Origin of the sequence: Lacisediminihabitans profunda (assembly GCF_008040105.1) — a bacterium.
GTDB lineage: Bacteria > Actinomycetota > Actinomycetes > Actinomycetales > Microbacteriaceae > Lacisediminihabitans > Lacisediminihabitans profunda.
Genome location: NZ_VRMG01000003.1, coordinates 266,491 through 286,017, shown reverse-complemented (window position 1 = coordinate 286,017; position 19,527 = coordinate 266,491). Strand labels below are relative to the sequence as shown.

Here is a 19,527-nt window from a genome sequence, read left to right as displayed (position 1 = left end):
CGGCGACAGCTTCGATAATGCCTTGGCTGAGGCGGTGAACGGGCTCTACAAAACTGAACTCATCCGCCGACAAGGGCCTTGGCGAACGGTCGAGCAGGTCGAACTCGCGACGCTGGAATATGTGTGGTGGTGGAACAACCAACGCCTCCACGGCGAACTCGCCCTGCGCACCCCGATCGAGGTCGAGGAAGAGTATTACGCTGACCAAGAATCGTCCCAGCCGGCACCCGCCAGACAGGGAAGCAACTAGGAACTAAACCCAGGCCGAATCACACGTCGATGCCGTCGCGTTTCAGCAGTCGCCAGATCTTCCGCGCGCCGGAGATCCCGCGGCCCTTCGCCCGGTCCCAGAACACCGCCTCGATCTGCTCGACGAGGTCGGCATCACGCACCGCCCGGGCGGACGGGGCACGGGTCTTCGCGGCGTAATAGGTTGACGGGGCAATCTGGCAGCTGTGCTCGGTGAGCACCCGGCAGATCGGCTCGACCCCGAACGAGTGACGGTTCTGATCGATGAACATGGTCACCACGGCAGTCGCGGGTCGAGCTCCCGCGCGAAGAAACTCGACGCCGCCAACAGGATCTCGTTCGCCCGTTTCAGCTCCCGGTTCTCCTGCTCCAGATCCTTGATCCGTTTCGCGTCGCTGCTGGTAGTCCCAGGCCGCTCACCCGCGTCGATAGCGGCCTGTTTGCACCAGCCGCGCAGCGTGTCCGGGTTGACCCCGACCCGCTGCCCGATCCGGAGCACTACCTGGTTGAGCGACAGGTCCCCATCCTGCGCTCGGGCTTCCTGCACGAGCCGAATGGCCCTCTCCCGCAACTCCGGCGGGTACTTCCTCGGTGCTGGCATAATCATCATCCTTCGCGGAATCAGACCCTCCATCAACCCCGGGGCGATTCAGTTGGAAGCGTTCGACTTTCCCCTGGGTTTGCGGGTGGTTGGGTCGACCGTTCTTCTGGTCGATCCCTAACAGGTTCAGTTCGTTCTCGAAGGTGTTCCTGCCGCCGCGGACTCGGGTTGTGAAGACGAGGCCGTTATCGGTCAGGGTGGAGGCGGGTGGGCCGTATTCGGTGACGGTGGCGCGGAATTGCTGCAGGACGTGGGCGACGGTCACGACCGGGTAGGCGGTGATCGAGAGTGCTTTGCGGGAGTGGTCGTCGAGGAAGGTGAGGACTTCGGTTCCCGTGCCGGAGGCGAGACGCCAGTGGGTGAAATCGGATTGCCAGGTCTCGTTGGGTAGGTCCGCTTCGAAGCGGAGGTAGGAGGAACGTGGTCGTTTCTTCGGCTGCTCGGTCACCAGTCCGTTGCGGCGTAATACTTTCCAGATGGTCGAGACCGCCGGGGAGCTGCCGTGGCGTCGTTCCAGGTGAGCGGCGATGGTGTGCGGTCCTGCGTCGTGGCCGGCAGTCTGAAGTGATTTTCGCAGCTGAATGATCTCAGCTTCCCGGTCCGGCGGGGTTCTCGTGGGCGACGTTTTCGGTCGTCGGGATTGGGGTTCGATCGCATCCCACCCGCCGGTGAGGTAGCGGGAGACCAGGGTATGGACCCAGCGGTAGGAGACGCCGTAATCGCGGGCAACGTCCACCTTCCGCCGGCCTTCGACAACGACAGAGGTCACAATGATTCGGTTTTTCGACACCCTCCAAGGATGTGAACGATGTCCGGAGACACATGTGAACTATGTCCGGAAACCAGGCACTGTTACCCCGACACAGGGGTATTTCCGGGACTGTTTTGATACATCTCGGGATATCGAGCGAAAAGGGATCGGGATGGTCGAAAGACCATCTCGATCCCTTTCATCGTTTAGGTCTCGAACCCTCCTCACCGGCCCTGCCCCGGCGCATTTCTACTGGCCAAATCCGGGAACGATCCAGAATTTCTCGGCAAACTCACCGTGGTCAGACCGGGATGACGAAGTAGCTCTCCCGGTCCTATTTTCGCCAGAAGGAGGCCAGTGCCGGCGGAGGGCTCGTTCGGCAGGTGGATTCTGATGGAGCCGGTTTCGCTGGCCATCAAACGGGGACGATTCACCATGGCTGCTTCGAATGTTCTAGTCTGTATTTTGTCATCTAACGTTACAAATACGGCAATGCCGCCAGGGAGACACATGACCATGAATTCGACCACCCCGACTCTCGGGGGCGACGATCCCCGACTCACCGCAGTACGACCGTCGGAACGGCAGTTGGCGTGGCAGGAGATGGAATTCTACTCGTTCGTCCATTTCGGCATGAATACGATGACGGACCGGGAGTGGGGTCTGGGCCAGGAGGATCCCGCCCTCTTCGACCCGTCCTCTCTCGACGTCGACCAATGGATGAGGACGTTCGTCGCTGCAGGCATGACCGGGGTGATCATCACCGCAAAGCATCATGACGGATTCTGCCTCTGGCCGAGCAAGGTGAGCACGCACTCGGTGGCCTCGTCGCCGTGGCTCGATGGACGCGGTGACCTGCTACGTCAGATCTCAGATTCCGCGGTCGCCCACGGCCTGAAACTCGGAATGTATCTCTCACCGTGGGACCGCACCGAGGCCAGCTACGGCTCAGGCGCCGCCTACGACGACTTCTTCGTGGCGCAGTTGGAAGAGGTACTTGGCGACTACGGTCCGGTCTTCTCAGTCTGGTTCGACGGCGCCAACGGCGAAGGCGCGAACGGGCGGGTGCAGGAGTACGACTGGGATCGCTACTATGCGACGATCCGACGGCTTCAACCGGGTGCGGTGATCAGTGTCTGCGGACCCGATGTTCGATGGTGCGGAAATGAGGCCGGTCAGACCCGGGTCAACGAGTGGAGCGTCGTGCCTGCGGGGTTGCGCGACATCGAACGGATCGCCGATAAGTCGCAGCGGGTCGACGATGGCGAGTTCTCCCGCGCGGTTCGCAGCGACGACGACGACCTCGGCAGCCGCGCGGCGCTCGAGGGGCATCTAGACGATCTCATCTGGTATCCGGCCGAGGTCAACACCTCGATCCGGCCCGGATGGTTCCATCACCGCAACGAGGACGATAAAGTGCGGTCCGCTGACGAGATCTTTGAGCTCTGGCGCAACGCTGTCGGCGGCAATTCCTGTTTGCTGCTCAACGTGCCACCCGACGCGCGCGGCCTTCTGGCGGCCGCGGACGTCCAAGCCCTGACGGGCGCCGGGCAACAGATCGCTGGACTTGCCGCACGCGTACTTCAGGCGCGGGCGGTGGTGTCTTCCGGGACGATCGAGTCGGACGAGGGCGTCTCCCGGATCGTCGGCCCGGAGCTCACTCGGGCGTTCGGTGCAGGCCTGACCGAGGCGGCGTGGCGCCCGTCGGAGGATGATCCGGAGCCCTCGGTCCTCCTCGAACTGGGTGAGACAGCTCTGGCAGATGCCGTCGTCCTGCGGGAGCGGATCACCCTCGGGCAACGGCTCGAACACGTCGCGGTGTTCGGGATTCTCGGCCGGAACGAGTTTCTCCTGGCCGAGACCTCAGCTGTGGGCTATCAGCGGATCCTCCGCTTCCCCGCTTCATTGGTCGATGCGGTGCGTGTGCAGATCACGGCGACCCGCGGTCGCCCCGCGCTGCAGTCCGTTGCTCTTGTGGAGGCCGTTGCGGCGCGCTGAAGCGAGTCGGTCGCGCGCAATCGTGTCATCGCGCGGTTGGATGGTCGCGTGACATCCACCCCCGATACCCACGCCGCGCCATCCTCGATCTCGCCGTGGCCCGCCCTGCACCCGACGGCGCAGGCGGCGTACAACCAGATCCTGTGGAATCGTGGCTTGGCCAAGGCTGACATAGCGCGCCGTCTCGGCGTTTCCCGCACGCGAATGACAGCCGTCGGTCGCGAGCTCGAAGTTGCCGGGCTCGTCGTGACAGCGGGCAGGGAGACGAGTTCGACGCGGGGGCGACCCGGGGACACCCTGGTCGCCGCGCCCAACAGTTATCACTTTCTGGGGATACACGTGAGGGGCCGTCAGTTGGTGGCGGCAGTGATCGACCTGGAGAACCGCGTTGTCTGGGAGGCCGAAGCAACGGTTCCGGAGCTCGGCGCGAAGGTGCTCTTCGAGCACTGCAGCCGCTGGCTATCGGACGCACGTTCTGCGGGCTTTCGGGTCGCCGCCATCGCCTTCTGCGGCTCGTTCCAGCAGCTGGATGACACGCCACTCGGAGTCGACCTGCGCAAGGTCATCGGCGAGGATGACCGCGCCCGGTTCTCCAAGCAGATGGGCGGCCCGGTCTGGGTGGAGGACGAAATGGTGGCCCTCACGGCCTTCGAGCAGTGGCCGCGCCTTGGCGAGGGCCAGGACAGCATGGCCCTGATCGCGGTTGGACCTCAGATCGGATTCGGCATCGTCACCGACCGCCGGATTGTCGTCGGCGCGCACAGGATGGCCGGCCGGTTCGCGCACGTTCCGGTCGCGCCCGACGGGCCCCCGTGTCCGCTCGGTCATCGAGGCTGCCTGTGGAGCGTCTCGTCCGTCTCGTCAATCCTCGCCCAAGCCTCGGACGCTGCCACTTTGGCGGAAGTTGTGGAGCGGGCGGAGAGCGAGCCTTCCATCGGGCTCATTCTGGCGGCCGCAGCCCGGGGGCTCGGCGCAGTCGTCGGGCACATCGCGAACCTGATCGACCCGGACAAGGTCGTACTGGCCGGGGAAGCGCGATACCTGTTGCAGGGTCGAGATGAGGACTTCCGAGCAGGTCTGTCCGCGGTATCCCTCGGTGCGGAGCCTCTCGTCGAGACAACCGATTTCGGATTCGTGGAATGGGCCAATGCGGCCGCGGCCCTGGCGCTCTACCGCACGCTCGGTGGGGACCGGACTTAGAAATTGTTTTGTTCCGTCACTTGACAAAGTCGGCGAAGTGGGGTGATGCTGGGACCTGTTCGCCGCGACTGTGCGGCGTTAATCCCCCGATTCGGGTCAAAGGAGACTCCATGCTTAAAACGAGGTTGTTGGCCGCCGCGGCGGCTTTGGCACTCGTCGCCACCGCGATGACAGGATGCGCAGCGGCTGGAAATAGCGGTGGCGACAAGGTCGTCACCCTGAAGTTCTGGAGCTGGGCACCCGGTTCGGCCGAAGAGGTGGCCGCGTTCAACAAGACCCATCCCAACATCAAGGTGGTTCACACAGATGCGGGTGGCGGCGACCAGTCAGCGGCCAAGCTGCTCACGGCCGTACGTGCCGGCAACGCCCCCGATGTTGCCGCCATCGAGAACACGTCGCTTCCTCGGCTGATCGTGGCCGGAGTGCCGATGGACATCACCCAGTACGTCTCCGACGTGAAGGACAAGTTCGCTCCGGGCACTTGGGCAGGGACCACCTTCGACGGCCACACCTATGGCGTGCCGCAGGACGTCGGGCCGATGGCCCTCCTGTACCGATACGACATCTTCAAGCAGTACGGGATCGACACGCCTCCGGTGACCTGGCAGGAGTACAAAGACGACGCGGCGAAGATCAAGGCGCAAAACCCGAAGCTCGTCATGGCCAACATCACGACCGACGGTTGGGGTTGGTATGCCTCGGTCGCCGCGCAAGCGGGTGACCAATGGTGGACCGTCAAAAATAACGTCTGGACGGTGAACATCAACGGAGCCGGCTCCCGCAAAATGATGGACTTCTTCCAGGGCATGTACAACGAAGGCCTGATCGGCACCGACCCGATCCTGTCGCCCACCTACAACCAGCAGCTGAACGACGGCACGATGCTGTCCTGGCCATCAGCGGTGTGGGCACCCGGCGTCATCTTCGGAGTGGCGCCGTCCACCGCGGGAAAGTGGCAGCTTTCTCCGCTTCCCCGCTGGTCTGCCGACAACCCCAAGGTGTCCTTCCAGGGCGGTTCATCCGTCGCCGTCATCAAGGGCAGCAAGCACCCCAAGGAAGCGGCCGAGTTTGCGAAGTGGCAGAACGCAACCGAAGCCGGAGCGAAGCTCATCCTGAATGTCGCCAACGGGTATCCGGCTGCACTCTCGGGTCAGAAGATCGCCACCGAGCAGAAGCCGCCTGCTCTGATGCCCCAGCAGACCGACTACTACCAGGTCGCCGCCGACATCGCCAAAGACACCAGTGCCGTGATCTGGGGGCCGAACACCGACGTCGCGCAAAGTGCCTTCACCGACGCGATGAATTCCGCGGTGCAGAACAAGACCTCATGGGCCGACGCCTTAGCTATCACGCAGAAGGCCGTGTTCGACGACCTGAAGAAGAAGGGGTTCAAGGTCAAGCAGGGCTGATGACGCCATCCCGATCCTGATCCCCTGAAAGGACACCACACCGTGACCGAGACCACCATCTCCACGGGAACCGGGCGGGCGACCTCACCGTCGCTCGCCCGGCGGCGGCGCCGTCCGACGGCCGCGCCCTACCTGCTGAGCGCACCCGCAATCGTGCTGTACGTCGCCTTCACCGTGATTCCCGTTTTGTACGCGATTGGAATCAGCTTCTTCGCCGAACGCCTCACCGGCGGTGGCATCCTGGGAGTCCGAGCCACGACATTCGTCTGGTTCGATAACTACCTCGATGTCATGTCCGACCCGCAGTTGCTCGCGGGATTTGGACGGTTGGCCATCTACGGCATCATCGCCGTGCCGATCACGTTGGGTCTCGCGCTTCTCTTTGCGCTGCTGCTCGACTCGCCAGGGGTCCGCCTCCAGAGATTCGGGCGCACCGCGATCTTCGTCCCCTACGCCGTGCCGGGAGTGGTATCGGCCCTCATGTGGGGCTTCATGTATCTGCCGAGCACGAGCCCCTTCTCGTACATTACCCGAAGCCTCGGTCTCGGCTCGATCCCCTTTCTCGAGCAGCAAGGCATTTACGGAGCGCTCGCGAACATCTCCATTTGGGGCGGCGTGGGGTTCAACATGCTTGTCATCTACACCGCGCTGCGCAGCATCCCGAACGAACTGATCGAGGCGGCGCGCCTAGACGGCGCAGGTGAGGTGCAGATCGCGCTGCGGGTAAAGGTGCCGCTCGTGGGTCCGGCTCTCGTGCTCACCGCCATCTTCTCCCTGCTCGGTGCGCTGCAGCTCTACGGTGAGCCCCTTGTTCTCAAGCCGCTCACCGTCACTATCTCGAGCACGTGGGCACCCCTTATGAAGATCTACCAGGACGCGTTCGCGCTCGACAATCTGCCCGTCGCAGCGGCCGCATCGATCGTCCTGGCCGTGGGCACGGCAGCCGTCTCGGTTGTCGTCCTGCTTCTCGTACGCTGGACCACCCGACGGGGGATGCGATGACCGCCACCATGCACCGCACGATTGCGCCGGCTCGCCGCACCTCGAGTCAAAACCGCGCACGCCTGATCCCCACGATCGTCATCGTCATCGGCGCCATCTACGCACTGATCCCGGTGGCCTGGGTGTTCGTCGCGTCGACCAAGGGGCCCGGGGAGCTCTTCAACTCCTTCACCTTCGCACCAGGAAGTGGCCTCTGGCAGAATCTCGGAGCCCTGTTTACTTACAGCGGCGGCGCCTACGGGATGTGGGCCGCGAACTCGCTTCTCTACGCCGGGCTCGGGGGGTTGCTGTCGACGCTGGTCTCCGCGTCGGCTGGCTACGCCCTCGCCAAGTTCCAATTCGTGGGCGGACGGATATTCTTCGCGGCGCTGCTCGCGGGCCTCCTGATCCCTGGCATCACGCTGGCCGTGCCGCAGTACCTGCTGTTGTCGGACCTTCACCTGGCCGGAACGCAGCTCTCGGTCCTGTTGCCATCGATCATCAGTCCGTTCGGCATCTACCTGTGCCGGGTGTACGCCCAGGGCTCGATCCCCGGCGAGATGCTGGAGGCGGCTCGGATCGACGGCGCGAGCGAGTTCAGGATCTTTCGCAGTGTCGTGCTTCCGCTCATGGTCCCGGGCATGGTCACGGTGTTCCTGCTCCAGTTCGTCGGCATCTGGAACAACTTCCTGCTGCCATACATCATGCTCTCCGACACGAACACCTTCCCCCTCACCGTCGGTCTGAACTCGCTCCTTGACCGTGGTTCGGGATCACCTGCACTCTATTCAGTCGCGATTATCGGCTCGGCTGTCGCGATTCTGCCCTTGATCGCCCTGGTGCTTACATTGCAGCGCTTCTGGCGTCTCGACCTTATTGCTGGAGGAGTAAAAGGATGACCTGGTCCCACCAAAACGGCCGTTGGCCGACAGACGGCCTGAGCTATGGAGCCGACTACAACCCGGAGCAATGGGGCGCGTCGGTGTGGCGGGAGGACGTGCGCCTGATGCGTGAAGCCGGCGTCAACATGGTGTCGCTCGGGATCTTCTCCTGGGGCCTCGTCGAAGTCGCCGACGGCGCGTATTCCTGGGAGTGGATGGACGAAATCGTCGACCTCCTTGGCGAGAATGGCATCGCGATCGACCTTGCCACACCCACGGCGGCGCCTCCAGGCTGGCTACTGTTCGAGCATCCCGAGGTCCGCCCCGTGGATCACGACATGCAGCCGCATTGGCCAGGTGCCCGCTTGGGTTGGTGCCCAAGTAGCGACGTCTTCCGGAACTATGCGGTGCGGATCGCCCGTGCGGTAGCCGAGCGCTACGGCAAGCGGGATCACGTCGTGATGTGGCACGTCGGCAACGAGTTCGGCGGCGGCAATGCCCGCTGCTATTGCGATGTCTCGGCGGTGGCGTTCCGGGGGTGGCTCCGCGAGAAGTATGGCACCCTCGATGTGCTCAACGCGGCGTGGGCGAGCGCGTTCTGGGGTCACACCTATCGGGACTTCGAGCACATCCTGCCGCCTCGGGGCAGCGACTCGAAGAATCCGTCGCTGGTGCTCGACTTCGATCGCTTCTCATCCAACGAGTTGCTGAAGCACTACCTCGCAGAGCGATCCGTGCTCAAGGAGGTGACGCCAGAACTGCCGGTGACCACCAACTTCATGGTGGGCGCAGAACCCGACGTGGTGGATTACGCGCGGTGGGCGCCATACATGGACATTGTGGCGAACGATCACTACACGCGCTCCCCCGATCCCACGCCCCAACAGGACGTAGCGTTCTCTGGCGACAGGATGCGGTCGATGACCTCCGAGCGTCGCCCGTGGCTGCTTCTGGAGCACTCGACCAGCGGAGTGAACTGGCAGCCGCGCAATCGTTCCAAGGATCCTGGCGAGATGATCAGGAACAGCCTCAGCCACATCGCGCACGGCGCGGACGGTGTGCTCTTCTTCCAGTGGCGTGCCTCTCGCGGAGGAGCCGAACAGTTTCACTCGGCAATGGTGCCTCATGCCGGCGAGGACACCCGTGTGTTCCGCGAAGCGCGCACCCTCGGCCGGCATTTGAAGGCCCTCGCACCCGTACAGGGGAGTCGCGCTCCGCAGGCGCGAGTCGGCATCCTCTTCGACGACGAAGCCGGCTGGGCCATGGCCAAGGGGGTCAAGCCCAACAACCTGCTCCCTTACGGCAAGCTGGTGCGTGACTGGCACAGGGCATTCTGGCGCCACAACGTCGGGATCGACGTGCTGCCCCCCTGGCACACCTTCGACGGGTACGAGGTGCTGGTCATTCCGGGGCTCTTTCTCGTGGACGACGACACGGCGCAGCGCGTGACCGAATTCGCGGAAGCCGGCGGCACGGTCGTGGTGGGCGTGGTCTCCGGAATCGTGGACGAAACCAACCAGGTTCGACTCGGCGGCTACCCAGGAGCGTTCCGCGCTCTGCTCGGGGCGTGGAGCGAGGAGATACTGCCGCTTCAGGAGGGCGATCGCTTCGAGCTGGACAACGGATGGGGCGGCTCCGAGTGGAGTGAGCACGTGCGCATTGAGGACGCGGATGTGCTGGCACGATACTCCGGCGGACCGCTCGACGGGCTCCCCGCGGTGACTTCCCGAACCATCACGAACGGGGGTCGCGCGCTCTACGTCTCAGGCGCCATCGACCAAGAATCGATAGACGGATTCGTGGCGACCCTGCTTGGGCCGGATTCACTGGCGGAGCTGCCTGCCGGAGTGGAGATGGCCGTCCGGGAGACTGCCGACGAGCGTTTCACCTTCTTCATCAACCACAGCCCGATGGACTCGAGCGTGTCCGCGCATGGCGCAGAGCTGTTGACCGGTCAGTCCGTAGATGGACGGCTCGAGCTGCTCGCAGGGGAGGTGCGAGTAGTGCAGTCGAGGAGATGAACCGATCAGGCAATGCGGCTGTCGATGACACACCATCGAGTACGATGTCATCGGCATCCCAGCCACGGCGCCGATCGGGTGCTCGTGAAACGGTTAGTATTTGTCAAAACTTGGAACAAATTCTTTTCGCGTTCGCGGTCCTGGCCGAATTGCCACCCCGTGAGACGAGTTCGAGATCGTGCGCGAGCACGTAGGGGTGACCATTACTACGGCACATCAGTGGGCCTGGCCCGAGCTCCATGACGGCCAACGCGCGGTGCTTCGAGAAGTTCTGGTGCACGGGTCGCGCTCTCGTGCGGACCTCGCGCGACGCACCGGATTCTCCCGCACCAGCCTCACCCGCCTGACGCGCGATCTGGTCGACCTGCAGTTCATTGTCGAGGGGGAAATCCGTTCCAAGGGCGGTCGCGGGCGCCCCTCTGAGATGCTGGACCTTCGGCCGGAGTCGGCCCAGTTCGCTGGCATCAAACTAACCGGAAGCGCCCTCTACGCCGTGGTGACTGATCTGCGCGCAAACGTCATCGAGAGCGTCGAGCACGAGTTGCCCCGGTCGAAGGCCGTTCCCGAGGTGGTGGCATTGATCGGCCGGGTCATCGACGACGTGCGCGCCCGTCATCATCGCCTCGCCGCTCTCGGAGTCTGCCTCGCCGGTGACGTCGAGGACGCCGATGGCGGAGCCGAAGTCGTGGATTCCCCGTTCCTCGGCTGGGACCGAGTGCCGCTCCAGCGTTTGGTCGAGGAGGTCACGAGCCTTCCGACTGTCGTCTCGAACGATGTGCAGGCGCTGACCGTGGGACATCACTGGTTCGGTGCCGGGGTTGGACGTAGTTCGCTGGTAGTCGTCGCATTCGGCGCCGGGATCGGCGCTGGGCTCGTCGTTCACGACGAGTTGGTGCGGGGCGCGCGAGGACACCCGGGGAAGGTCGGTCATCTGCTGGTGTCGAGCACCGAGTCCGGTCCTGTGTGTGAGCGCGGTCATCGCGGGTGCGTCTCCGCATGGGTGACGGTCCCCGCCGTCGTCGCCAACGCGGGCGCGATCGACCTTGACGATGCGATCCGACGAGCAGGGAGCGGGGATCCCCGCGCCCAGGCCGCCGTTCGAGGGGGTGCCCGCGCGCTCGGAGCCGCTGTCGCCTATCTCGTCGACCTTGTGGATCCGGAGAAGGTGATCGTGACCGGCGAGGGTTTGCCGACGGCCCGTGGAGCGGAGGACGCCTTTCTTGAGGGTCTCGGTGCGCGACTCGACCCCGCCTCCGGCGCTGTCCCGATCGACTTCTGTGACTTCGACTTCGCGGACTACGCCTGGGCGGCGTCGATCGCCGCGATTCGTCGTGTAGTTCAGCCCCTGGACGGGGAGCACGTGTCTGCGGCTTGACATTTTGTTCCGTAAGGTGACAAAATAGCTGAGTTCGAGATTCCGCGAACCTGCGATGACTTCGTTCCGGCCGAGTCTCGTCCCTACAAAGGAGTGAGCGTCATGAAGTTGTCCCTGCTCCGTGTGAATGCTCTCCGACGGCGAAGCCGGTGACGCCCGGCATCGAGTGGTCACCGAGAGTCCTCGGCGACGATGGTCCAAGCGTCTCCGCCCTCTCGCTCGGCACCTCGGCATGGAAGGATGCGATCGCCGCGGGCCGCGATCCGCGCACCGTGCTTGATCGCGTGCTTGCGGGGGGAACCGCACCACAGCTGACCACCATCGACACTTCCAACAACTACGGTCAGGGTCTCAGTGAGACGATCATCGGCACAGCGATCCGGGGCACCCCGCCCGAGGGGGTGCTGATCGCGAGCAAGCTCGACTGCGACCCGGAGACCGGCGACTTCTCGGCTGACAGGATGTGGCGATCCCTGGAGCAGAGCCTGGAACGACTCGGCGTGGATCGCCTACCCCTGCTGCATTTGCATGATCCAAACGAGCTCACTTATCGAGAGGCATTCGCGACCGGAGGGCCTTGCGAGGCGCTCATCCGGATGCGCCGCGAGGGGCTTGTCGATCGCATCGGCGTATCAGGAGCGTGGGCCCCGATGCTCGTGCAGTACGCCGCCACCGGACTTTTCGATGCCGTCGTGACCCACAATCGCTTCACGCTTGTCGATCGCTCAGCCGAAGTGCTTCTGCGGGTCTGCGCCGAACAGGGGGTAGCGGTGTTCAACGCCGCGCCGTATGGCTCTGCTCCGCTGGCGAAGTGGCCGGCGCCTGTCGATCGATACGCCTACGTGCCCGCGCACCCCGAACTTGCGGCGTCGGTTGAGGCTATGGGCCGCGTCGCGCAGGCCGCCGGGGTGCCGCTGGGTGCAGCCGCGCTTCAATTCTCCCTGCGCGACATTCGCGTCACCTCGACCATCGTGGGCATCAACACGCTCGACCAGCTCGAGCAGACCCTCGACTGGGCAACCCGCCCAGTGCCCGACGAGCTCTGGCCGCAGCTCGAGGCTCTCGTCCCTCCCGCCTACACCTGGCAAGAGGCCCCGGGGCTGAGCTCGTGGGATGACCTTCCCCCTGAGCTTTGGACGCATCTCATCGCATGAATGACCTCGTTTCGCACTCTGCTGATCTCGACGCCCCCACCACGTTTCCGGCGATCGCTGATGGCTTCGCCTTTGGCGGCGACTACAACCCTGAGCAGTGGCCCGAGAGCGTCTGGGCCGAGGACATCGAGCTCATGCGACGCGCGGGGGTCACGACGGCGACCGTAGGCGTGTTCTCATGGGGACTGCTCGAGCGGTCCGATGGTGTGTTCGATTGGGGCTGGCTCGACCGCGTGCTGGACCTCCTACATGAGAACGGCATCGGTGTCGCCCTCGCAACCCCGACCGCTGCACCCCCGATGTGGCTCATGAAAGCCCATCCCGACATAGCGACCGTCGACGAGAACGGGGTGCGCACCGCATCCGGTGGGCGCCTTGCCTGGTCGCCCAGCTCCGCGGTGTTTCGCCGTTATGCGCTTCGGATGGTGCGGGCTGTTGCCGAGCGTTACGGATCTCACCCTGCCCTGAAGCTCTGGCACGTGAGCAATGAGATCGGCAACGAGAACGCGATCTGCTACAGCGACGAGACTGGCGTTGCCTGGCAAAGCTGGCTCGCTGAGAAGTATTCGGATGTCGACGTGATCAACGACGCCTGGGGCACCGCATTCTGGGGCCATCACTTTGGCGCGATCGAGGAAATTCACTCTCCACGCTTTGCGCGAACCAACCACAACCCCGGTCTCTTGCTCGACTACTCGCGCTTCACCTCGGATGCCCTCCTCGGCCACTACATTGCCGAGCGCGCAGTACTGCGCGAGGTGACGCCGCACGTACCGATCACGACGAACTTCATGGTGATGGGCGAACCAGGCGCAGCCGACTACTCGCGCTGGGCGCGCGAAGTCGACATTGTCGCGAACGATCACTACCTCCGTCGCGACGACCCATACCCCAACAGCGATCTCTCCTTCAGCGCGGATCGTGTGCGTGGCATGGCCGGCGGTGGACCCTGGCTGCTGATGGAGCACTCCACCGGCGCGGTCAACTGGCAGGGCATAAACCTGGCCAAGACGCCGGGGCAGCTTGCTCGCAATAGCCTGGCGCACATCGCTCGCGGTTCGGAGGGCGCCCTGTATTTCCAGTGGCGTCAGTCCACCGCCGGCGCAGAGCAGTACCACTCCGGGATGCTCCCCCATGCGGGAGCCGAGAGTCGCATCTTTCGCGAGGTCGCCGATTTCGGTGCCCTTCTGAAACGCATCGCGCCAGCGGCCGGCACCGTCGTCGTGAAGGCCCGCGTCGCCATGCTGTTCGACGACCAGACCGCATGGCTGCTGCGCGCCACTCGCGGTCCGAGCGACGCCCTGCGCGCCGTTGACCTGCCCAAGGCTCTCCACCGCGCGTTCACGACACGAGGGATCGCCGTCGACGTCCTGCCGTCGGGTGCGCCACTCCAGGGGTACGACGTCATCCTCGCCCCGACTCTGCCCCTTGCCGATGCCACGACGGTGACAATTCTGGAGCGGGCTGCCGAGCGCGGCGCGCACGTGCTCGTGGGTTTCCATTCCGGCGTGATGAACCCCCACGGTCGGGTACTCACCGGAGGATATCCCGGTCGCTTCCGCGATATGCTCGGCATCCGCGTCACCGAGGTGCTCCCCCTGTTGCGCAAGGAGCGAGTGGCAACGAATGCCGGATGGCACGGCGAGATCTGGACCGAAGATCTTGAGGCCGGCGACGCCGAGGTCTTGGCCCACTACACCGAGGGTGTTCTCGCGGGGGTTCCCGCGCTGACACGGCGCCGGATCGGTTCGGGCACCGCGAGCTACCTCGCCACGCGCCCCGATGAGCGCGGACTCACCGCCGTGGTCGACAGCTACATCAAGCTAGCCGGACTGTCACCGGTCGCTCCCCTCGAGGAGGGACTCGAGGTGACACGCAGGACGGGAGAATCGGGTAGCTTCCTCTTCGCGATCAATCACGACCTCGATAGGCCGCGGGTGCTGAGCGCGGCGGGGCTCGATCTCGTCAGCGGCCGGGAGTGCGACGGAGACTTCGCGATTGCTGCCGGCGGCGTCGCTGTCATCCGGGAGCGTCTAGAGAGTTCAAAGGCCAACTCGATAGCTCCAGCCAAGGTCACGGCTGTGTAGAGCGCGGGCAAGCGCGATTCGGCCGACCAGTCCGGGTCCTCCGTCGAGCCATATCCCGGTGGGCAAGTCAACTGGTCGATAAGCTGATCCGACCCCCGGCCCACTGCACTCTCGTCATAAGCGCGCCAGTGCACTCCGCGAACCGCGTTCCGGAGGGACTGTGCGGGCGCTGTTCAACCGTCTCGAGTGCCGAGCGAAAGAACCGGGCTCGGCTGGCCGTGTGGCCTACTTCAGACCCGACGATGCCAACCCGTCGATGACACGACGCTGCAATGCGATGAACATGATGAGCACCGGTGCCATGGCCATCAGGCTCGCGGCCATCAGCACGGGGTAATTGACGGTGACATCACTTGCGAGTGTCGCGAGACCCGCGGAGAGGGGCATCGCGTTCGCATAGGTGGAGACGACCAGGGGCCAAAGCAACTCGTTCCACGACCACAACACGGTCGTGATTGCGAGCACGCTGATGCTGGGTCGCGCGAGCGGGAGCATGATGCTCCAGAACGTCTGGAGGGGAGAAGCCCCGTCGATGCGGGCGGCTTCCTCCAGTTCGGCCGGCATGTTCAGGAAGGCTGTGCGCATGAGAAAGGTGCCGAATGCGCTGAACAGGCCGGGTGCAACGATCCCCATCAGGGTGTTGAGCCATCCGAATGACTGCACGATTTGATATTGGGAGATGAGGTAGACCTGTGACGGTACAAGCAGGATCGAGAGCACGATCGCGAGGAGCACCGTTCGACCGAAGAATCTCATTCTGGCGAACGCATAGCCAGCCATTGTGCACAGGATGATCTGGGCCAGCGTGCGAATGGTGGTAACCAACACCGACGTTCCGAGCTGAGACAGGAACGGAAGGCGGTCGAACACCGCGGCATAGTTCTGCCACTGGAGCTGGGCTGGCCAGAACGTCGGGACGACGCTCTGCACCTCGGCATTGGTAGACAGCGACATGATGATCTGCCAGATGAAGGGAAAGGCCATGAGCAGGCCGCCTAGCCCGAGCACGATATGCACCAACACGTGGGAACCCCCGCGGCGCCCGCGCGAGCGCTTCGTCCGCACGAGCGCACGATTTCGGACTGCGCTGATTCCCGTTGCGGTACTAGTCATTGTTGACCCATCGCCTCTGCAGTCTGAATTGCCATACGGTCACGATGCCGATGAGCAGGAAGATGAACATTGCGATGGCGGCCGCGTAGCCCTTGTCATTGCTGACGAAGCCCTGGCTGTAGAAGTAGAAGACCAAAGACATCGTCTTGGGCATGACCGGGTTCTTGCTCCCCAGTAGGGCGTACAACAGATCGAACAGTTGGAAGCTCGAGATGATCGTGATGATGAGCACGAAGAAGATGCTCGGGGTGAGAAGCGGCACCGTCACGGACCGGAACTGCCGGGCCCGGGAGGCCCCGTCGAGCTCGGATGCCTCGTAGAGTTCGGGCGGGATGTTCTTGAGCCCCGCGCCGAGGATGATCATCGCGAATCCCAGAGAAGACCAGAGGCCGACGACGGCGACGGCCACCAGGGCGAAGCCTGGGGTGCTGATCCAGAACGGTCCGCGGATGCCGAAGATGGACAGTGCGTGATTGAGGATACCGAAGTCGCCGTTGAAGATGATGCGCCAGACGAGCGCAACAGCGGTCGGCATCGCGACGTAGGGAAGAAAGAAGAGCACGCGGTAGAAGCTCGCAAATCGGAGCCCAGGGGTGTTGATCAGACTGGCGAGCCAGACCGCCAACGGAACGCCGAGGAGCACGATGCCGGTATAGATGAGCGTGTTGGCGAGGGCCGTGTAGAGCTGGGGGTCGGCGAGCAATCGCAGATAGTTGTTGAGTCCGCTCCAGGTCGCCCCGCCGAACACTCCCCAGGTGGTGAAGGAGAAGTACGCGGTCTGCAGGATCGGCCAGATGTAGAAGAGACCGACGCCGGCCAGGAGCGGCAGCACGAATACCCACGGCCAGATACCGTCGCGGCGGGCAGCCGCCCCGCCCCGCCGAGAGCGCGTGCCGGGGGCAGCGATCGACGGGACGGAACGGCTGGGTGAGAGTTTGATCGTCATTCCTTTGCCAGTGCGCCGTTCATCTGGGTGGCGAGATCCTTCAGGGTTGCCGCAACGGGCTTGCTGCCGGAGAACGCGTCGGGCAACAGGGCCGCCTCGAACGCGTTCCATGCCGCGGTGTTCTTCGACGTTGGCAACGGCTGGGCATAGACGAGTTCATCAAGGAAGACCTGGAGGTCGACGCCCGGGAGCGACTTCGCGAAGGCTGCCTGGGTGCCGTTGAATGCCGGGATGATCGCGCCCATGTCTCCCTGCTGCTGTTGCGCCTTCTTGCTGGCGAGGAACACCTGAAGCGCCTGAGCGGCCTGCTTGTGCTTTCCCGCTGCCGCGACGACATTCGATACACCGTGGATGACGGTTGCCTTCTTCTCGCCGGCGGGCAACGGTGCCACGTTGACGCTCGAGGCGATCGGGGAAGCCGCAATTTCCGACCTCGCCCAGTCACCACCCCAGTACATCGCGGCCTTGCCGGAGACGAACCACTGGTCTGCCGCTGTATCAGTGAGCTGCTGCATGGTCGGAGAGCCCTTCGAGGCAATCAGATCGGTCCAGAACTGGATTCCCTTCTGCGTTGCGGCACTGTCGTACCCGGACTTCTTGCCGTCCGAGGCGAGCACGCTCCCGCCTGCCTGGAAGATCGTGTTGTAGTAGGTGGTCTGCCCATCCATGCCCGCGACCGCACCGTAGATGCCATCCTTCGATAGCTTCTGTGAGATCGTGCTGGCTGCGGTATTGAAATCCGCCCACGTCCAACTGCTCGTCGGCACAGACACCCCCGCCTTCTGGAACAGATCCTTGTTGTACCAAAGACCAATCGTGTCGAAGTCTTTCGGCACTCCGTATTCAACGCCATTCAGCGTGTAGAGCGCGTCGAGAGCCTTCGGATAGTTGGCGGGATCGATGGCTCCAGCCTTGACCACGGACGTGATCGGTTCGACCTTGCCGTTGCTCGCATAGAGCTGGAAGTTGGGGCCATTCAACCAGAACAGGTCGGGGAGCGTGTTGCTGGATGCCTCAGTTTGCAACTTCGTCCAGTAGTCCGTCCAGGGCGTGACATCGACGTTGACCTTGATCTTCGGGTAGGCCTTGTTGAATTCGACGATGTTCGCGTCGATCGCCTTCTTCTGAGTCTGGTCCCAGAGCGCGTAGGTGATGTTGGCAGACAGGTTCTTGTCTGGAGCCGTGTATGAACTGCTTGCCGTGGTGGTGCTCGAGCCCGAGTTCGCGCTGCAGCCGGCGACGAGCGCGGCCGTGCCGAGAACGCCCATGAACCCGAGAAGCAGTCGACGCCGTGTGGCTCTGCCACCGGAAGAGAGAATTTGCATTGCTGTGTCCTTTCGAGGGGCGCTACCGGCTGGCAGCATCGGTTTGTGATTCGAAATAGGCAGTGATTTTCGGGTCGAGCTGTGGAACATCGAACGGGGTGGAACCCGCCCGAAGTGAGGACGTCGCCAGCGCGCCGGCGGCAACCGCCTGGCGCGCGGCGACGGGGGAAAGCGCGGTACGGCGACCGGTGGCGACATGGGCGAGGAACTCGCTCATGGTGAGGAAGTCCGCATCGGCGTGCCCGCTCTCGACCCCCGTGATGGGATACTCGCGGTCCCCCGCCTCTCGCCATTCCCCGCGGGTGTTCCACACCTTCACCACACCGCCGCCCGTGTCGCCGAGGTTCTCGAGCCTGCCTTCCGTGCCGATGACGGTGTAGTTGCGCCAGTAGTCCGGGGTGAAGTGACACTGTTCGTAGCTGGCGAGGACGCCATTGTCGAGCGTCATCATCATCATCGACACATCTTCGACATCAACGACGGGATTCAACCCGGTCTGGCTCGCCGGCGGCCAGTTGCCGAACGAGAACCAGTCCGACATCGTTTCGCCCGTACGATCCCGGCGGTCGGCGATATCGCCGTAGACCATGAGCGCGCCCATCCCTACGACCCGACGTGTGTAGCCGCCTCCGAGCAGGTGGATGACGTCGATGTCGTGGCTCGCCTTCTGGAGCAAGAGCGAGTTGACCCGCCTCCTGTCGGCGTGCCAGTCCTTGAAGTAGTAGTCGCCGCCGTTTCCGACGAAGTGTCGGCACCAGACCGCTTTGACCCGCCCGATCTCACCGCGCTCGATGATCTCGCGCATGAGCCTCACGACAGCTGAATGCCTGAAATTGTGGCCGACGTATAACGGCGTTCGCGTCTCATAGGCCGCGGTGAGGATGGAGTCGCTGTCTTCGAGCGAGATGGCCATCGGCTTCTCGAGATACACGGCGATGCCGGCACGAAGCAGATCGATCGCGATCGCCGCGTGAGTCCAGTCGGGGGTCGTCACGATGGCGGCGTCGATCTTGCCGTGAGCAATGAGGTCGGCGTGCGAAGCGTAAACGGCCACGTCACTGCCGAAGAGCTGCGCGGCGCGGCGGCGCCCATCGTCGGTCGTGTCGGCGGCAGCGACGAGTGTGGCGTCAGTCGCGGCCGCCCGTACGTGCAAGGCGATCGTCGCGCGCTGTCCCACACCGATGACCCCGATCCGAAGCGGTGCTTCGACCGAGACTCGCGTTGGGTGAATCGTCATGCTTCGGCGCTCGCTTCTTTGCGTGATCTTGATCTATATGATGCCAAATCAATCATGAAATGACAATAGGGGATCTTTCCGGTGATCGGAACCGGATTGGAAGAACGGCGGTGAGTGTTTACACGGCCGAAACACCGCGCTCTCCGAATGGCCCGCGGCGCGCTCGATGAGCGCGAGGCGCGCTGAAGCTGCGGGTTGA

General features: G+C 63.8%; 16 protein-coding genes, 1 pseudogene and 1 other annotated feature. Of the genes and pseudogenes, 10 read left to right on the top strand and 7 right to left on the bottom strand.

The window, feature by feature from the left end; translation table 11 throughout:
• The coding region (locus FVP33_RS19925; protein WP_246142136.1) for an IS3 family transposase at positions 1–250 on the top strand (250 nt) is incomplete at its 5' end.
• Between the two features lie 19 nt (positions 251–269).
• Here the strand turns inward: FVP33_RS19925 and FVP33_RS02565 are convergent.
• From FVP33_RS02565 to FVP33_RS02555, 3 genes and pseudogenes are all read right to left on the bottom strand, one after another.
• Complete coding sequence (locus tag FVP33_RS02565) at positions 270–527, bottom strand: hypothetical protein (RefSeq protein WP_147782050.1); 258 nt, start codon at positions 525–527, stop codon at positions 270–272.
• Positions 438–565 (bottom strand) — a sequence feature (AL1L pseudoknot). It overlaps the preceding gene by 90 nt.
• Positions 542–784, bottom strand: a pseudogene (locus tag FVP33_RS20205) (transposase); the annotation flags it as partial. (Overlaps the previous feature by 24 nt.)
• Complete coding sequence (locus tag FVP33_RS02555) at positions 666–1,619, bottom strand: helix-turn-helix domain-containing protein (RefSeq protein WP_425460928.1); 954 nt, start codon at positions 1,617–1,619, stop codon at positions 666–668. The pseudogene FVP33_RS20205 and the gene FVP33_RS02555, both read right to left, overlap by 119 nt.
• A gap of 339 nt (positions 1,620–1,958) precedes the next feature.
• Between FVP33_RS02555 and FVP33_RS02550 the strand changes: the two genes are divergently transcribed.
• From FVP33_RS02550 to FVP33_RS02510, 9 genes are all read left to right on the top strand, one after another.
• Positions 1,959–3,599, top strand: coding sequence for an alpha-L-fucosidase (locus tag FVP33_RS02550; protein ID WP_246142135.1), 1,641 nt, complete (start codon positions 1,959–1,961; stop codon positions 3,597–3,599).
• A gap of 48 nt (positions 3,600–3,647) precedes the next feature.
• Complete coding sequence (locus tag FVP33_RS02545) at positions 3,648–4,799, top strand: ROK family protein (protein WP_147782047.1); 1,152 nt, start codon at positions 3,648–3,650, stop codon at positions 4,797–4,799.
• Positions 4,800–4,909: 110 nt separating this feature from the next.
• On the top strand, positions 4,910–6,208 hold the full coding sequence (locus FVP33_RS02540; RefSeq protein ID WP_246142134.1) for an ABC transporter substrate-binding protein: 1,299 nt from the start codon (positions 4,910–4,912) through the stop codon (positions 6,206–6,208).
• Positions 6,209–6,250: 42 nt separating this feature from the next.
• Positions 6,251–7,210 (top strand): carbohydrate ABC transporter permease, encoded by a 960-nt coding sequence (locus tag FVP33_RS02535; RefSeq protein ID WP_246142133.1) that lies wholly within the window; start codon positions 6,251–6,253, stop codon positions 7,208–7,210.
• Positions 7,207–8,088 (top strand): carbohydrate ABC transporter permease, encoded by an 882-nt coding sequence (locus FVP33_RS02530; RefSeq protein WP_147782046.1) that lies wholly within the window; start codon positions 7,207–7,209, stop codon positions 8,086–8,088. Before FVP33_RS02535 ends, FVP33_RS02530 begins: the two co-directional genes overlap by 4 nt.
• Complete coding sequence (locus FVP33_RS02525; RefSeq protein ID WP_147782045.1) at positions 8,085–10,091, top strand: beta-galactosidase; 2,007 nt, start codon at positions 8,085–8,087, stop codon at positions 10,089–10,091. Before FVP33_RS02530 ends, FVP33_RS02525 begins: the two co-directional genes overlap by 4 nt.
• 196 nt (positions 10,092–10,287) lie before the next feature.
• The gene (locus FVP33_RS02520; RefSeq protein ID WP_187270545.1) at positions 10,288–11,466 is read left to right on the top strand and encodes an ROK family transcriptional regulator; all 1,179 of its coding nucleotides are present in this window, start codon (positions 10,288–10,290) and stop codon (positions 11,464–11,466) included.
• Between the two features lie 149 nt (positions 11,467–11,615).
• Positions 11,616–12,620 (top strand): aldo/keto reductase, encoded by a 1,005-nt coding sequence (locus FVP33_RS02515; protein ID WP_147782043.1) that lies wholly within the window; start codon positions 11,616–11,618, stop codon positions 12,618–12,620.
• Positions 12,617–14,707 (top strand): beta-galactosidase, encoded by a 2,091-nt coding sequence (locus tag FVP33_RS02510; protein WP_147782042.1) that lies wholly within the window; start codon positions 12,617–12,619, stop codon positions 14,705–14,707. The genes FVP33_RS02515 and FVP33_RS02510 overlap by 4 nt, the downstream gene beginning before the upstream one ends.
• 225 nt (positions 14,708–14,932) lie before the next feature.
• Here the strand turns inward: FVP33_RS02510 and FVP33_RS02505 are convergent, their stop codons facing one another.
• The 4 genes from FVP33_RS02505 to FVP33_RS02490 all read right to left on the bottom strand — a co-directional run bounded on the left by FVP33_RS02505 (position 14,933) and on the right by FVP33_RS02490 (position 19,328).
• Complete coding sequence (locus tag FVP33_RS02505) at positions 14,933–15,730, bottom strand: carbohydrate ABC transporter permease (RefSeq protein ID WP_246142132.1); 798 nt, start codon at positions 15,728–15,730, stop codon at positions 14,933–14,935.
• Between the two features lie 82 nt (positions 15,731–15,812).
• Positions 15,813–16,766 (bottom strand): carbohydrate ABC transporter permease, encoded by a 954-nt coding sequence (locus FVP33_RS02500; protein WP_147782040.1) that lies wholly within the window; start codon positions 16,764–16,766, stop codon positions 15,813–15,815.
• On the bottom strand, positions 16,763–18,091 hold the full coding sequence (locus FVP33_RS02495) for an ABC transporter substrate-binding protein (protein ID WP_147782039.1): 1,329 nt from the start codon (positions 18,089–18,091) through the stop codon (positions 16,763–16,765). Before FVP33_RS02495 ends, FVP33_RS02500 begins: the two co-directional genes overlap by 4 nt.
• 22 nt (positions 18,092–18,113) lie before the next feature.
• Positions 18,114–19,328: a Gfo/Idh/MocA family protein gene (locus FVP33_RS02490; protein WP_147782038.1), complete on the bottom strand. Its 1,215-nt coding sequence runs from the start codon at positions 19,326–19,328 to the stop codon at positions 18,114–18,116.
• Positions 19,329–19,527: the final 199 nt, after the last annotated feature.

What these genes read in the sequence shown, in the direction of transcription:
- FVP33_RS02525 (WP_147782045.1), top strand. Translation starts at nt 8,085, where the DNA reads ATGACCTGGTCCCACCAAAACGGCCGTTGGCCGACAGACGGCCTGAGC.
- FVP33_RS02510 (WP_147782042.1), top strand. Translation starts at nt 12,617, where the DNA reads ATGAATGACCTCGTTTCGCACTCTGCTGATCTCGACGCCCCCACCACG.
- FVP33_RS02495 (WP_147782039.1), bottom strand. Translation starts at nt 18,091, where the DNA reads ATGCAAATTCTCTCTTCCGGTGGCAGAGCCACACGGCGTCGACTGCTT.
- FVP33_RS02490 (WP_147782038.1), bottom strand. Translation starts at nt 19,328, where the DNA reads ATGACGATTCACCCAACGCGAGTCTCGGTCGAAGCACCGCTTCGGATC.
- FVP33_RS02530 (WP_147782046.1), top strand. Translation starts at nt 7,207, where the DNA reads ATGACCGCCACCATGCACCGCACGATTGCGCCGGCTCGCCGCACCTCG.
- FVP33_RS02500 (WP_147782040.1), bottom strand. Translation starts at nt 16,766, where the DNA reads ATGACGATCAAACTCTCACCCAGCCGTTCCGTCCCGTCGATCGCTGCC.
- FVP33_RS02540 (WP_246142134.1), top strand. Translation starts at nt 4,910, where the DNA reads ATGCTTAAAACGAGGTTGTTGGCCGCCGCGGCGGCTTTGGCACTCGTC.